Origin of the sequence: Devosia sp. XGJD_8 (assembly GCF_046614475.1) — a bacterium.
GTDB lineage: Bacteria > Pseudomonadota > Alphaproteobacteria > Rhizobiales > Devosiaceae > Devosia.
Window position 1 is genome coordinate 109,154 of the sequence record NZ_JBKJHF010000001.1, and the last position, 14,149, is coordinate 123,302.

The following is a 14,149-nucleotide window of genomic DNA, read 5'->3' on the forward strand; positions in this document are numbered from 1 at the left end:
GGTTCGGCCCCGGCAATCACCCAGCGAAGCCACCGGACACTACCGCAAATCAACCTCTCGATCGGGCGCTCGCGCGCCGGCATTTCCATTTGGGAAATGGCGGGCTTTCGGTCTTCAACCCCAACCACCGGCGCAACGGAGATGATATTTGGCACAGCAAACTGTGACGAAAGAAGATTTTGAATCCCTTCTGATGGACTCGTTTGTCGATAACGAGCCGTTGGAAGGCGCCGTCGTCAAGGGCACGGTCGTCGCGATCGAGAAGGACCTGGCGATCATCGATGTCGGTCTCAAGACCGAAGGCCGCATCGCGCTCAAGGAATTCGGCCAGGCTGGCCGTGACGGCACCATCAAGGTGGGTTCCATCGTCGAGGTCTATGTCGACCGCGTCGAGAACGCTGCCGGCGAGGCTGTCCTCAGCCGCGAGAAGGCCCGCCGTGAAGAGAGCTGGGTCAAGCTCGAAGAAATGTACAACAACAACGAGCGCGTTGAAGGCACCATCTTCAACCAGGTCAAGGGCGGCTTCACGGTCGACCTCGAAGGCGCCGTTGCCTTCCTGCCGCGCTCGCAGGTCGATATCCGCCCGATCCGCGATATCGCGCCGCTGATGAACGTGCTGCAGCCGTTCCAGATCCTCAAGATGGACAAGCGCCGCGGCAATATCGTCGTGTCGCGTCGTGCCATTCTCGAAGAGTCGCGCGCCGAACAGCGTTCGGAAATCGTCCAGCAGCTCGAAGAGGGCCAGGTTGTCGACGGCGTGGTCAAGAACATCACCGATTACGGTGCGTTCGTTGATCTCGGCGGCATTGACGGCCTGCTGCACGTCACCGACATCGCATGGCGTCGCGTGAACCACCCGTCCGAAGTGCTGACGATCGGCGAGACCATCAAGGTCCAGATCGTCCGCATCAACCACGAAAGCCACCGCATCAGCCTCGGCATGAAGCAGCTGCAGGCCGATCCGTGGGAAGGCATCGAGGCCAAGTATCCGATCGAGGCCAAGTTCACCGGCCGCGTCACCAACATCACCGACTACGGTGCGTTCGTGGAACTGGAGCCGGGCATCGAAGGCCTGATCCACGTCTCGGAAATGAGCTGGACCAAGAAGAACGTCCACCCCGGCAAGATCGTCTCGACCTCCCAGGAAGTCGAAGTCGTCGTGCTGGAAGTCGATCCCGACAAGCGCCGCATCTCGCTCGGCCTCAAGCAGACCCTGGCAAACCCATGGGAAAGCTTCGCCGAGAAGTTCCCGGTCGGTTCGGTCATCGAAGGCGAAGTCAAGAACAAGACCGAATTCGGCCTGTTCATCGGCCTCGACGGCGATGTGGACGGCATGGTTCACCTGTCCGACCTCGACTGGCAGAAGTCGGGCGAAGTGGCCCTGGAAGACTACAACCGCGGTGACATGGTTTCGGCCAAGGTCCTCGATGTTGACGTCGAAAAGGAACGCATCTCGCTGGGCATCAAGCAGCTCGCCGCTGGCGAAGCTTCGGCTGCCTCGGGCGATACCGGCGAGGCCGGCGGCATCCGCAAGGGCGCTGTCGTCACCGGCACCGTGATCGAAGTCAACGATGGGGGCATCGAAGTCCGCATCGCCGACACCGAGATGACCGCGTTCATCCGTCGCGCCGATCTCAGCCGCGATCGCAACGACCAGCGCCCGGAGCGTTTCTCCAAGGGCGAAAAGGTCGACGCACGCGTCACCCAGTACGATCGCAAGACCAGCCGCATCCAGCTTTCCATCAAGGCGCTGGAAATCGCCGAGGAAAAGGAAGCCGTCGCCAATTACGGTTCGTCCGATTCGGGCGCATCGCTGGGCGACATCCTGGGCGCAGCGCTCAAGGGCCGCGACGAGAAGTAAGTCTCGACGCGCACCAAACTGCCGGCCCGCGCTTCACAGCGCGGGCCTTTTGCTTTTTAAGAAGCGGATGAACACAGCAATGCATTGGCGCGCCCTGACCACGCTCGACCTGCCGGCGGTCGAGGCGATCGCCGCGAAGGTGCATCCCAATTTCCCCGAGGACGCGGCGGTCTTTGCCGAGCGCCTGCGCCTCTACCCCGAGGGCACGCGGCTGCTCGAGCTCGACGGCCAGCCATCGGGCTATATCCTATCCCATCCCTGGCGCTTCAAGCAGCTGCCCGAGCTCAACGCGCTGCTGGGCGCACTTCCGGCCGATGCCGATACCTATTACCTGCACGACCTGGCCTTGCTGCCCGCCGCACGCGGCACCGGCGCCGCGGCCATGATCGTGGGCGACATATTGCGGCATGCCCGGGCGGCGGGCTTTGCCAATATGAGCCTTGTGGCGGTGAACGGTTCGCTGCCCTTCTGGCACAAACACGGCTTCCGCCCGGTGGCGGCGCCCGAACTGGCGGACAAGCTGGCCAGCTACGAGACGGCCGCGCGCCTGCTCTCCAAGCCGCTTGTCTAGGCACAAGGCTTGCCAAAATGGGCTGGAGCGAGTCTAGCTGCGCGCGTCGCAAGCATAGAGGCAGCCATGATTGACGAGCCGGTTTCCCAGCCCCAGCGCGATCCGCACGGCGTGATCGCCGCCGAGACCTATCGTCGCTCGCGGGGGCTGTGGCGCGTGCTGGCCTTTATCGCGCTGGCCATCGCCATCATCGTGGGCCTGGGCCGCTTTGCCATGCCGCAGGGGGCGGCCGGCGACTATGTGGCGCGGCTGGTGATCGACGGCACGATTGCCACCGACCCCGGCCGGCTGCGGACCATCGAGGCGCTGGCCGAGGATGGCGCCGTCAAGGCGGTGATCATCGCCATCAACTCGCCCGGCGGCACGACGGCCGGCGGCGAGGAGCTCTATGAGGCGCTGGGCCAGTTGCGGGCCAGCAAGCCGACGGTCGCCGTCATCAAGGAACTGGGCGCCTCGGCAGCCTATATGACCGCGATCGCCACGGACCACATCTTTGCCCGCAGGCTGTCCATCGTCGGCTCCATCGGCGTGCTGTACCAGCACGTCAATGCCGGCAAGCTGCTGGAAACCATCGGTGTCGATCTCGACAAGGTGGCGTCGGGGCCCCTCAAGGCAGAGCCGGACTTCGACGAGCCGATGGAGGGCGCGCCGCGTGCCTCGATTGCTGCTCTGGTCGATGACAGCTTCCAGTGGTTCGTCGATGTCGTCGCCGAACGGCGCGGCCTGACGCGCGGCGCGACGCTGGCGCTGGCCGATGGCCGCATCGTGACCGGCCGGGTGGGCATGGAGGCAGGCCTGATCGACGCCATTGGCGGGGAAGCCGAGGCGATTGCCTGGCTCGAGGCCGAACGTGATGTGCCTGTCGACCTGGAGGTCAAGACGGTGTGGCCCGAGCCCGAACAGGGCTTTGACCTCATCGGAACCTTCCTCAACGGGCAGGCGCGCAGCGCGCTGGGCCTGCCAGACGGGCCCATCACGCTTGACGGGCTGGTCTCGCTTTGGCAGGTTGGCTCGCGCTCCTGATCTTTGGAGCAGGGACGGCCTCGCAACTGGAGCCTGGGATGATCAAGTCGGAACTCGTCGAGAAGCTCGCGGCGGAAAATCCGCATCTGTTCCAGCGTGATATCGAGAATATCGTCAACGCCATCCTCGACGAGATCGGGGATGCCATGGCACGGGGCGACCGTGTCGAACTGCGCGGCTTCGGCGCCTTCTCGGTCAAGAACCGGCCGGCCCGCATCGGGCGCAATCCGCGCACCGGCGAGCAGGTCGATGTGGGCGAGAAATATGTGCCGCAGTTCAAGGCCGGCAAAGAAATTCGCGAACGGCTCAACCGTTCGTAACGGGGCCAGGGCTCCATAGGCACCAGACATATGGTCAATAAAATCGTTGGTTGGGTGGTGCTTGTTCCGCTTTGCCTCGGGCTGATCGTTTTCGCCCTCGCCAACCGGCACTTCGTCGCGATCAATTTCAATCCCTTCGCGCCCGTCGAGAGCGCGGTCATTCCCGGTTATGGGGTGCCGCTCTTCGTGGTGCTCTATGTGGTGCTGCTGGTCGGCGTCCTGCTGGGCGGCACCGCCACCTGGTTTGCCCAGGCCCGCCATCGCCGCGGTGAGAAGCACTGGCGGCGCGAGGCCCACCAGCTCAATGGCGAGCTGGAAACGTTGCGGCGGCAGCAGGGCCAGGCTATTGCCGGCCCGCAGGCCGAAGTCGATGACCTGCTGGAGCTGCGCTGAGCGACCCTATGGCCGATCCCCTGATTATCAAGATTTGCGGCATCAAGACTCTCGACATGCTGGACGCCACCATTGCGGCGGGCGCCGACATGGTGGGCTTCATGCATTTCCAACGCTCGCCCCGCCATGTGACGATCGAGGAGATCGGTTCGCTGATCTCGGCGGCGCGTGGCCGCATCGAGACCTGCGTGGTGCTGGTCAACCCCGACAATAGCTGCGTGGCCGAAGTGGCGGCGCTGGGACCTGACTGGATCCAGCTGCACGGGCCCGAAAGCCCGCACCGCGTCGAGGCCATTCGCGCCGAAGCGGGGGTGGAGATCATGAAGGCCCTGCCCATCGGTTCGGCCGAGGACGTGGCCCATGTCGCCGATTTCGTCGACATTGCCGACCGCATCCTGGTCGACGCCAAGCCGCCCAAGGGAGCCGACCGGCCGGGCGGGCTGGGCGAAACCTTCGACTGGAGCCTGCTCAAGGCGCTTGACCCGTCCATCGCCTTCATGCTTTCCGGTGGCCTGACACCGCAGACGGTGGCAGAAGCGATCAAGACGGTCCGGCCCTTTGGCGTGGATGTGTCCTCGGGCGTGGAATCGGCGCCCGGCGTAAAAGACCAGCGGATGATCGAAGCGTTCATCCGAAACGCGCGCGCCGCCGTATAAGCCAAGCCCACCGGTCCGATTGGCCGGATGCGGCCAGATATCGAAGGATGGACCGCGTGGATACCGAAGGCCTCAACTCCCTGCGCAATGGCCCCGACGACCAGGGCCGTTTCGGGCTCTATGGCGGGCGCTTCGTTGCCGAAACGCTGATGCCGCTGATCCTGGACCTTGAGGCGCATTATCGCGCCGCCAAGATCGACCCGGCCTTCAAGGCCGAACTGGACGATCTGTCGGTGCATTATGCCGGCCGTCCCAGTCCGCTCTATTTCGCCAAGCGGCTGACCGAGCATCTGGGCGGCGCCAAGGTGTGGTTCAAGCGCGAAGAGCTCAACCATACCGGCAGCCACAAGATCAACAACTGCCTCGGGCAGATCCTTCTGGCCAAGCGCATGGGCAAGACGCGGGTGATTGCCGAGACCGGGGCCGGCCAGCATGGCGTGGCGACGGCCACCGTCTGCGCCAAATTCGATCTGCCCTGCACCATTTTCATGGGCGCTACCGACGTCGAGCGGCAGATGCCCAATGTGCTGCGGATGAAGATGCTGGGCGCCGAAGTGCGCCCCGTCACCGCTGGCGCCGGCACGCTCAAGGACGCCATGAACGAGGCGCTGCGCGACTGGGTGACCAATGTCGACAGCACCTATTACCTGATCGGCACTGCGGCGGGGCCGCATCCCTATCCGGAAATGGTGCGCGACTTCCAGTCGGTGATCGGTACCGAGCTCAAGGCGCAGTTCAAGCAGAGCGAGGGCAGGCTGCCCGATGCGGTGGTCGCCTGCGTGGGCGGTGGCTCCAATGCCATCGGCAGCTTCCACGCCTTCCTCGACGATCCCGACGTCGCGCTCTATGGCGCCGAAGCGGGCGGGCATGGCATCGACACCGAGAATGGCCACGCCGCTTCGATGACCGGCGGCCGCCCCGGCGTGTTGCATGGCAACCGCACCTACCTGCTGCAGGATGGCGACGGGCAGATCCTGGAGGGCCATTCCATCTCGGCCGGTCTCGACTATCCCGGCGTCGGCCCGGAACATGCCTTCCTGCATGACAGCAAGCGCGTGACCTACGCGCCCATCACCGACAATGAGGCGCTCGACGCCTTCCAGCTGTGCACACGGCTCGAAGGCATCATTCCGGCGCTGGAATCGGCGCATGGGCTGGCGCAGCTGATGAAGGTCGCCCCGACCATGGGCAAGGACCAGTCGATCGTGCTGTGCCTGTCCGGGCGTGGCGACAAGGACGTGGAAAGCGTCGGCAAGTATCTGGGGCTGCTGTAGTCATGTCGCGTATCGAAAAGCGTTTCGCCGAGGTCAAGGCCGCCGGCCGTCCGGCCCTTGTCACCTTTGTCATGGGTGGCGATCCTGACCTTGCCACGGGCCAGGCAATCCTCGAGGCGCTGCCGCAGGCGGGCGCCGACATCATCGAGCTGGGCATGCCCTTCTCCGATCCGATGGCCGATGGCGTGGCGATCCAGCTGGGCGGGCAGCGCGCGCTGGCCGCCGGCCAGACGCTGCGCGGCGTACTGGGCATGGTGGAGGATTTCCGCCGCAAGGACGAGACCACGCCCATCGTGCTGATGGGCTACTACAACCCGATCTACATTTTCGGCGTCGACAGGTTCATCGAGGCGGCCAAGCATGCCGGCGTCGATGGGCTGATCATCGTCGACCTGCCGCCCGAGGAAGACGAGGAATTGTGTATTCCCGCGCTCAAGGCCGGGCTCAACTTCATTCGCCTCACCACCCCGACAACCGACGACAAGCGGCTGCCCGCCGTGCTCAAGAACACGTCGGGCTTTGTCTATTACGTCTCGATGACCGGCATTACCGGCGCGGTGATCAAGTCGCGCGGCGCGGTGGGCGACGCGGTGGACCGCATCAAGAGCCATACCGACCTGCCGGTGGCCGTCGGCTTCGGCATCAAGACAGCCGAGGATGCCGCCGAGATCGGCAAGCATGCCGATGGCATCGTCGTGGGCACGGTGCTGGTGGATGCGGTGGCCAGGTCGCTGGTCGATGGCAAGGCCACGGACCGGACGGTCAGCGCCGTGCGGGATCTGGTGGCAGACCTGGCCTCGGGCGTACGGCGCGCACGCAGCTAGCTGTCCACAGGCTGCGTTCCGCCTTTGCCCCGGGCGCCCCGCTCTGATAAGATTTGCCACAATTGACCCCTAGGTGACATCCGTCCCTTCGCGAGGCTCGCCATGAACTGGATCGATAACTTCGTCCGCCCCAAAATTCGCTCGTTCCTCAATACGAAGCGCGATACGCCGGAAAACCTCTGGGTCAAGGATCCCGAGTCCGGGGAGATGGTGTTCTATCGCGATCTCGAGGCCAATCAGTGGGTCGTGCCCAATTCGGGCTACCACATGAAGATCAAGCCGGTGGACCGGCTCAAGACCTTCCTGGACGATGGCGCCTATGAACTGGTCCCGGTGCCATCGGTGCCGGTCGATCCGCTGAAATTCCGCGACCAGAAGCGCTATCCCGACCGCCTCAAGGAAAACCGCGCCAAGACCGGGTTCGACGATTCCGTCATCGTCGCCACCGGCAAGCTGTTCGAGCGCGATATCACTGTCGCGATCCAGGATTTCGATTTCATGGGTGGCTCGCTCGGCATGGCGGCCGGCCAGGGCATCATCACCGGGCTCGAAACCGCCGCCAACCGGAAGACGGCCTTCGTGCTGTTCGTCGCCTCGGGCGGCGCGCGCATGCAAGAGGGCGTTCTGAGCCTGATGCAGATGCCACGCACCACGGTTGCCGTGCTGCGGCTGCGCGAGGCGGGGCTGCCCTTCTTCGTGGTGCTGACCAATCCGACCACCGGCGGGGTCACCGCCTCCTACGCCATGCTGGGCGATGTGCATCTGGCCGAGCCGGGCGCGCAGATCGGCTTTGCCGGCGCCCGCGTCATCGAGCAGACCATCCGCGAGAAGCTGCCCAAGGGCTTCCAGCGCTCGGAATATCTCTATGAGCACGGCATGGTCGACATGGTGGTGCATCGCCACAACCTGCGCTCGACCATCGGCTCGCTGGCGGCCATCCTGACCAAGGCGGAGACCTCGGGTGCCCTGACCAATACGGCGCCGACCGTGGCCCGGGCGAGCCTGCGCGACGCGGCTCTGGCCGCCGAAGGCGACGACGGTGACCTGGTCACGCCGCCCGTAGGGGCGCACGCCGAATAGGCAGCGCCTTTACTCGCACTTAAGGACAATTCGCCTAATTTTGCGGCAATGCGCCTGGCGCGTGATTCCACGCGCCGCGCCTTTGCCTCCAGGTGAATCGTCCCATGTTCAAGTTCTCCATGCCGATTGCCCGCAAGTTGCCCCTGGCGCTGCTGGGTTCGGCGCTTCTCGTCAGCCTGGGCGTGGGCTCGGCCAGCTATTTCATCGGCAGCCAGGCGCTGCGGACCGCTGCCGAAACCAATCTGATGACCCTGGCCAGCGAACGCGCCAGCCAGGTTTCGACCTATCTCAAATCGGTGGAAGACGATCTCGTCGCGACCTCGCGTTCGGAGGCGACGGTGCAGGCGCTGCGCGACTTCGGCGGCGCCTGGCTGCAGTTCAAGGTCGATCCGACCGCCGAAGTGCGCAAGCTCTACGTCGATGACAATGCCAACAAGGACAACCTGGCGGCGCTCGACACGCTGGGCACGACCGGCGCCTATGACGTCACCCACACCCGCTTCCATCCCGGCTATCGCACCCAGATCGGCGCGCGCGGCTATCGCGACCTCTATCTGTTCGATCTCAAGGGGTTCATGGTCTATTCGGTCAACAAGGCCGAGGATTTCGGCACCAGCTTTGCCGAAGGCGGGCCGCTGGCCACGTCGAGCCTGGGCCAGGTATTCCAGCAGGCGGTGGCCATCGAAAATCCCGATGACATCGTCTTCGCCGATTTTGCCGCCTATGCCCCCGCTGCCGGCCTGCCGGCCAGCTTCTTTGCCAAGCCGGTCTTCAACGGCCAGGGCCGCAAGGTGGGGGTCCTGGCCATCCAGCTGCCATCCGAGCGGCTCGACGCCGTCATCGGCGATCGCACCGGGCTGGGCGAGACCGGGGAAGTGCTGGTCGCCGGCCCTGATGGTCTGCTGCGCTCCGATTCCAGCTTCACCGAGGCCAACGACGCGCTGGTGACCGGTTTCACCGGACCGATGCTCGACGCCGCGCTGGCGGGGACGCCGGCTCAGGGGGAAACCAGCGCCTATCGCGCGACCAATATGCTGGTCGCCGCGGCGCCGATCACCACGCGCGGCCAGAGCTGGGCCGCCGTCGCGGTGATGGCGACGGACGAGGTGCTCGCCCCGGTCGCCAATATGCGCAACATGATGCTGCTGATCGGCGCCGGCCTGCTGGCCGTGGTCGCCGCGCTGGGGCTCTGGTTCTCGCGCAGCATCACCAAGCCGATCAGCCGGCTGACCGGCACGATGGAGGCGCTGGCCGAGGGCGATCTTGACGTCGAAGTCCGCGGCGCCGACCGCACCGACGAACTCGGCGCCATGGCGCGGGCGGTGGAAGTGTTCCGCGAGAATGGCCTCAAGGTGGCGCAGATGACCGAGGCGGAAGCCGCCCAGGTGCTGGCCAACCAGGCCGAACGCGCCCGCATGATGGAAGGGCTGCAGCGCGCCTTCGGCAATGTGGTCGATGCCGCCATTGCCGGCGACTTCAGCCGCAGGGTCGAGGCAGAATTCCCCGATGCCGAACTCAATGCCCTGGCCCGCTCGGTCAATTCGCTGGTCGAGACAGTCGATCGCGGCCTGACCGAGACCGGCGAAGTGCTCGCCGCCCTGGCCGATGCCAACCTGACGCTGCGCATGCGCGGCAATTATGAGGGGGCATTTGCCCGGCTCAAGGCCGATACCAATGCCGTGGCCGAAAAGCTCGGCGACATCGTCGGTCAGCTGCGCCAGACCTCGGGCGCGCTCAAGACGGCGACCGGGGAAATCCTCAGCGGCGCCAATGATCTGAGCGAACGCACTACCAAGCAGGCCGCCACGATCGAAGAGACATCGGCGGCAATGGAGCAACTGGCCTCGACCGTGCTGGAGAATGCCAAGAAGGCCGAATCCGCCAGCATCCAGGCCAAGTCGGTTTCCGCCACCGCCGAAGAGGGCGGCCAGGTCATGGCCCAGGCCACCGACGCCATGGATCGCATCACCCAGTCGTCGGGCAAGATCTCCAACATTATCGGGCTGATCGACGATATCGCCTTCCAGACCAACCTTCTGGCCCTGAACGCCTCGGTGGAAGCGGCGCGTGCCGGCGATGCCGGCAAGGGCTTTGCCGTGGTTGCCGTGGAAGTGCGCCGGCTGGCACAATCGGCGGCCAGTGCCTCGGCCGACGTCAAGGTGCTGATCGAGCAGAGCGCCAACGAGGTCAAGGGCGGCTCCCGGCTCGTCGCCGACGCCGCAGCCAAGCTCGCCGGCATGCTCGGCGCCATCAGGGACAATACCGCGGCGCTCGAAGCCATTTCGCGCGAAAGCCGCGATCAGGCCGGCTCGATCGAGGAGGTCAATGTCGGCGTCCGCCTGATGGACGAGATGACCCAGCACAATGCGGCGCTGGTGGAAGAGACCAATGCGGCCATCGAGCAGACCGAGGCCCAGGCCAGCGAACTCGACCGCATCGTGGATATCTTTACCATCGATGCAGCGCCCTCCCGGGCTGCTGCGCCCAAGCCGGTACACGCGCCCGCGCCTGCACAAGGCATCCGCGGCATGCAGGACAAGCTCAAGGCGGTGGCGGGTGCCTACCTCCGGCGCGGCAACGCAGCGGTCGACAAGGACTGGGCAGAGTTCTGACGGCGTACTGAGCCATTGAGCGGCGGGGCAATCGGCGCTACCCCATCAGGGCCCGCCGCCGCCCTGGTTGAGTCTCCATGTCCCGCACCGATGCCATTCTCAAGCGCCTTTCGGCCCTGCACCCCAAGCTGATCGATCTCAGCCTCGACCGCATCCTGCCGCTCCTTGAAGAGCTGGGCAGCCCGCATGAACGCCTCCCGCCGGTGATCCATGTCGCCGGGACCAATGCCAAGGGCTCGACCATCGCCTATCTGCGGGCGTTTCTGGAGGCGGCCGGCAAGAGAGTGCATGTCTACAACTCGCCGCATCTGGTGCGTTTCAACGAGCGCATCAGGCTGGCCGGCACGCTGGTGAGCACCCGCCGGCTCAATGCTGCGCTGGAGCGGGTGGAGGCTGTCAATGCCGGCCGGCCGATCACCTTTTTCGAAATCACCACGGCAACGGCTTTCCTGCTCTATGCCGAGACGCCAGCCGACTACCTGCTGCTCGAGACCGGGATGGGCGGCACCTATGACACGACCAATGTGGTGGCCAGGCCGCTGGGCGTGATCATCACCCCCATCGATTTCGACCACCAGGGGTTCCTCGGCAATACGATCACCGAGATTTCGGCCAACAAGGCCGGCATCTTCAAGCGCGGCAGCAAGGCGGTGATCGGCCTGCAGCGGCCCGAGGCCCGCATCGTGCTGGAACGAACGGCGCGCCGCCTCGGCATAGTGCCGCTCTGGCAGAGCGAGGACTTCCATGGCGCGGCCCAGGATGGCCGGCTGGTCTATCAGGACGAGGCTGGCCTGCTCGATCTGCCGCCGCCGGCGCTGCTGGGCGGGCACCAGTTCGACAATGCGGCGCTGGCCATTGCCGCCAGCCGCCATTTCGGCCTTCCGGTGGATACCGCAGCCTTTGCCCGCGGCCTGCGCAATGTGGTCTGGCCGGCGCGCCTGGCTCCGCTGCATGGCAAGCTGCGCGACCTGCTGCCGGCGGGCGCCGAACTGTGGCTCGATGGCGGGCACAATGCGCATGGCGCGGCCGCCCTGGCCCAGGCCCTGGCCGATATGGACCGCCGGCGCCCGGCGCCGCTGGTGTTGATCATGGGCATGATGAATACCCGCTCACCGGCAGAATTCCTCGCGCCATTCAAGGGCCAGGCGGCGCAGGTGCTGACCCTGACCATTCCCGGCGAGCCCAATGCGCACCCGGCCGACTATATTGCCGAGCAGGCGCGTCAGGCGGGTTTTGCCGCCCAGGCCAGCCGATCGGTGGTGACGGCGCTGAAGACCGCCGCGGCGCAGCCCAATGCCCGCGTGCTGATCTGCGGCTCGCTCTATCTGGCGGGGGACGTCTTGGCGCGCAACGGCACGCCGCCGGACTGACCGCTCAGTATCTGCCCTGCTCGCTGCCGACAAAGGGGTCGACCGGATTGGTGCCGGCAAAGGCGCTGCGCCCCATGATGGCTTCGACGACCGCCGCCTGCAGCGCTTCGCTTGAGCCATAGGCGTTGATATAGGCGGGCACGCGCGGCGCATCGTAGAGATAATAGGGGTAGCCGAAGGAAATCATCAGCGTCGGCAGGTCATGCCAGTACCTGTGCATGGCGCCGAAGACCGAGCCGGTGAGCTTGTGCCAGTCGAGGAAGATGCGGCTGCGGGTGAGCAGCGTTTCCTCGGCCAGGAGATAGAGCACGAGGTCGAAATCCCTGGGGTCGATCGCCATGCCGGGGACATGGACGGTAACCGCAAAGCCCTCCTTTTCCAGCCGGTCGGGCAGGCTGAGGGGCAGCGGCTGGGGCGCGAATGGCAGCACCGCCCCGCCCGAAAAGACCAGCACCCGCTTGTGCTTGGCCAGCGAGAGCGGCAGCAGCTTGTTGACATCCTTGACCAGCGTCGGCACCCGGGCGGTAACGGCCTGGGCGAGCTGTCGGCTCGCATCAGTTGCCACCACGCCGCGTGCCGCCTCCATGCTGGGCGCGGGCTTTTCCTTGTGGAGGCCCAGGGCGGCCTTGAGCGCCAGGATGCGCGTCACGGCTTCGTCCACCCGGTCCTGGCTGAGGCGCCCATCGGCAACGGCCTTGACCAACCGCATCAGGTCCGCATTGGCATCGTCGCTGAAGAGGATGACGTCACAGCCCGAGATGATCACCTCGGGCAGCACCACGTCGCGCGGCCCCCAGTCTCCCATGCCGGCCATGGGCGTGGCGTCCGAGACGATGAGGCCATTAAAGCCAAGCTCGCGCCGCAGCAGATCCTCGTTAAGGACCCTGCTGAGCGATGCGGGGCGATAGGCCTCGGCGCCGGCATCGGGATCGAGAGCGCGGACGAAGGCCGGCAAGGCGATATGGGCCGACATGATGCTCAGCACGCCATCGGCAATGGCCTTGCGATAGAGCCGTCCGAAGCTGGCCTCCCATTGCGGCATGGTGAGCGGATTGACGGTGGTGACCAGGTGCTGGTCGCGGTCGTCAAAACCTTCGCCCGGCCAGTGCTTGACCGTAGCGGCGACGCCATTGGCCTGTAAGGCGGCAATCTGCGCCATGGCGTGGCGTTCGACCTTGTCGATGTCGCTGCCATAGGAGCGCGTGCCGACAATGGCGCTGCGCCAGGCGGCGTTGATGTCGATGACCGGGGTGAAGCTCCAATTGAGCCCCACGGCGCTGGCCTCGCGCGCCATGATGGTGGAAATGGCCGTGGTCGCCTCCACATCATCGACTGCCGCCAATCCCAGAGGATTGGGAACGGACGTGCCGAAAGGCAGGCTCATACGGCTGCCTTCCAGATCGGCGCTGATCAGCAGCGGAATGGTATTGCCGGCATGCAGCGTGCCGAAGAGGCCGACTTCGGCATCGAGATCGTCGGAATAGATGCGGGTGATACCGCCGGGCTTGAAGCTCCTGACTTCCGCCGCCACTTCCTCGGGCGTGCCGCGCGCCAGGAGCACGAAGAGCTGGGCCAGCTTGTCGCGCGGGGAGAGGCTGTCCCGCGTGGCCGCGACCCAGGCGATGGCCGCGTCATTGAGATGAAACGGCGCGGCGGAAAGATCGATCGGGGCCAAGGTGCTTCCTCCAGGTCTTCTGTTTTGTTCTGTGTAACAGAGGCAAGACACAAAAGCAGCCAGAGGGGCTGCACGGCGCACGGGAAGCGGCAGGTCCACAAACGAAAACACCGCCGGGTCGCCCCAGCGGTGTCTTGCTAAATTCGTGTCGCCAGAATCAGGCGGCGTGGCTCTCGAGCCACTTGGTCAGGCCAGCCTTTGGCGTACCCGCACCGATCTTCATGTCGGCGGCCTCGCCGCCCTTGAACAGGATCATGGTCGGGATCGAGCGCACGCCATACTTGCTGGCGGTACCCGGATTGTCATCGACATTGAGCTTGACGATCTTGACCCGGCCGGCCAGCTCAGTGGAGAGCTCATCGAGCACGGGAGCGATTGCGCGGCACGGTCCGCACCATTCTGCCCAGAAATCCACGAGAACTGGCTCTTTGGAGTTGAGGACTTCCTCGCCGAAATTGGCGTCGGAAACGTGAGTGGTCATGTTGTTGCC

General features: G+C 65.3%; 13 protein-coding genes. 11 read left to right on the plus strand and 2 right to left on the minus strand.

Annotated elements, in window-relative coordinates; genetic code table 11:
- Positions 1-148 precede the first annotated feature (148 nt).
- The 11 genes from rpsA (at position 149) to ACLI1C_RS00590 (ending at position 11,984) form a co-directional block, all read left to right on the plus strand.
- Positions 149-1,861 (plus strand): 30S ribosomal protein S1, encoded by a 1,713-nt coding sequence (gene rpsA / locus ACLI1C_RS00540; protein ID WP_411394904.1) that lies wholly within the window; start codon positions 149-151, stop codon positions 1,859-1,861.
- 79 nt (positions 1,862-1,940) lie between these two features.
- Positions 1,941-2,432, plus strand: a complete 492-nt coding sequence (locus tag ACLI1C_RS00545) for a GNAT family N-acetyltransferase (RefSeq protein WP_411394905.1) — start codon at positions 1,941-1,943, stop codon at positions 2,430-2,432.
- A gap of 66 nt (positions 2,433-2,498) precedes the next feature.
- Complete coding sequence (gene sppA / locus ACLI1C_RS00550) at positions 2,499-3,455, plus strand: signal peptide peptidase SppA (RefSeq protein ID WP_411394906.1); 957 nt, start codon at positions 2,499-2,501, stop codon at positions 3,453-3,455.
- A 38-nt stretch (positions 3,456-3,493) separates the two neighbouring features.
- Positions 3,494-3,775, plus strand: coding sequence for an integration host factor subunit beta (locus tag ACLI1C_RS00555; RefSeq protein WP_146291309.1), 282 nt, complete (start codon positions 3,494-3,496; stop codon positions 3,773-3,775).
- A gap of 30 nt (positions 3,776-3,805) precedes the next feature.
- Positions 3,806-4,168 (plus strand): lipopolysaccharide assembly protein LapA domain-containing protein, encoded by a 363-nt coding sequence (locus tag ACLI1C_RS00560; protein WP_411394907.1) that lies wholly within the window; start codon positions 3,806-3,808, stop codon positions 4,166-4,168.
- A gap of 8 nt (positions 4,169-4,176) precedes the next feature.
- Positions 4,177-4,824 (plus strand): phosphoribosylanthranilate isomerase, encoded by a 648-nt coding sequence (locus ACLI1C_RS00565; protein WP_411394908.1) that lies wholly within the window; start codon positions 4,177-4,179, stop codon positions 4,822-4,824.
- Positions 4,825-4,871: 47 nt separating this feature from the next.
- Positions 4,872-6,098, plus strand: coding sequence for a tryptophan synthase subunit beta (gene trpB, locus ACLI1C_RS00570; protein ID WP_411394909.1), 1,227 nt, complete (start codon positions 4,872-4,874; stop codon positions 6,096-6,098).
- Between the two features lie 2 nt (positions 6,099-6,100).
- Positions 6,101-6,922 carry a tryptophan synthase subunit alpha gene (gene trpA, locus ACLI1C_RS00575; protein WP_411394910.1) on the plus strand — a complete coding sequence of 274 codons (822 nt, stop codon included), beginning with the start codon at positions 6,101-6,103 and terminating at the stop codon, positions 6,920-6,922.
- Between the two features lie 102 nt (positions 6,923-7,024).
- Positions 7,025-8,002, plus strand: coding sequence for an acetyl-CoA carboxylase, carboxyltransferase subunit beta (gene accD, locus ACLI1C_RS00580; RefSeq protein WP_411394911.1), 978 nt, complete (start codon positions 7,025-7,027; stop codon positions 8,000-8,002).
- A 104-nt stretch (positions 8,003-8,106) separates the two neighbouring features.
- Positions 8,107-10,614, plus strand: a complete 2,508-nt coding sequence (locus ACLI1C_RS00585) for a methyl-accepting chemotaxis protein (RefSeq protein ID WP_411394912.1) — start codon at positions 8,107-8,109, stop codon at positions 10,612-10,614.
- 77 nt (positions 10,615-10,691) lie between these two features.
- The gene (locus ACLI1C_RS00590; RefSeq protein ID WP_411394913.1) at positions 10,692-11,984 is read left to right on the plus strand and encodes a bifunctional folylpolyglutamate synthase/dihydrofolate synthase; all 1,293 of its coding nucleotides are present in this window, start codon (positions 10,692-10,694) and stop codon (positions 11,982-11,984) included.
- Between the two features lie 4 nt (positions 11,985-11,988).
- Here ACLI1C_RS00590 and ACLI1C_RS00595 read toward each other — a convergent pair whose 3' ends face one another.
- Together ACLI1C_RS00595 and trxA are read right to left on the minus strand one after the other, a co-directional pair.
- The gene (locus ACLI1C_RS00595; protein WP_411394914.1) at positions 11,989-13,659 is read right to left on the minus strand and encodes a glycoside hydrolase family 3 protein; all 1,671 of its coding nucleotides are present in this window, start codon (positions 13,657-13,659) and stop codon (positions 11,989-11,991) included.
- Positions 13,660-13,816: 157 nt separating this feature from the next.
- Positions 13,817-14,140: a thioredoxin gene (gene trxA, locus ACLI1C_RS00600; RefSeq protein WP_332688223.1), complete on the minus strand. Its 324-nt coding sequence runs from the start codon at positions 14,138-14,140 to the stop codon at positions 13,817-13,819.
- Positions 14,141-14,149 lie beyond the last annotated feature (9 nt).

Coding starts and splice junctions, on each gene's coding strand:
- sppA (WP_411394906.1), top strand. CDS start 2,499: ATGATTGACGAGCCGGTTTCCCAGCCCCAGCGCGATCCGCACGGCGTG.
- accD (WP_411394911.1), top strand. CDS start 7,025: ATGAACTGGATCGATAACTTCGTCCGCCCCAAAATTCGCTCGTTCCTC.
- trpB (WP_411394909.1), top strand. CDS start 4,872: ATGGACCGCGTGGATACCGAAGGCCTCAACTCCCTGCGCAATGGCCCC.
- ACLI1C_RS00545 (WP_411394905.1), top strand. CDS start 1,941: ATGCATTGGCGCGCCCTGACCACGCTCGACCTGCCGGCGGTCGAGGCG.
- ACLI1C_RS00555 (WP_146291309.1), top strand. CDS start 3,494: ATGATCAAGTCGGAACTCGTCGAGAAGCTCGCGGCGGAAAATCCGCAT.
- ACLI1C_RS00590 (WP_411394913.1), top strand. CDS start 10,692: ATGTCCCGCACCGATGCCATTCTCAAGCGCCTTTCGGCCCTGCACCCC.
- ACLI1C_RS00585 (WP_411394912.1), top strand. CDS start 8,107: ATGTTCAAGTTCTCCATGCCGATTGCCCGCAAGTTGCCCCTGGCGCTG.
- trpA (WP_411394910.1), top strand. CDS start 6,101: ATGTCGCGTATCGAAAAGCGTTTCGCCGAGGTCAAGGCCGCCGGCCGT.
- ACLI1C_RS00560 (WP_411394907.1), top strand. CDS start 3,806: ATGGTCAATAAAATCGTTGGTTGGGTGGTGCTTGTTCCGCTTTGCCTC.
- ACLI1C_RS00565 (WP_411394908.1), top strand. CDS start 4,177: ATGGCCGATCCCCTGATTATCAAGATTTGCGGCATCAAGACTCTCGAC.
- trxA (WP_332688223.1), bottom strand. CDS start 14,140: ATGACCACTCACGTTTCCGACGCCAATTTCGGCGAGGAAGTCCTCAAC.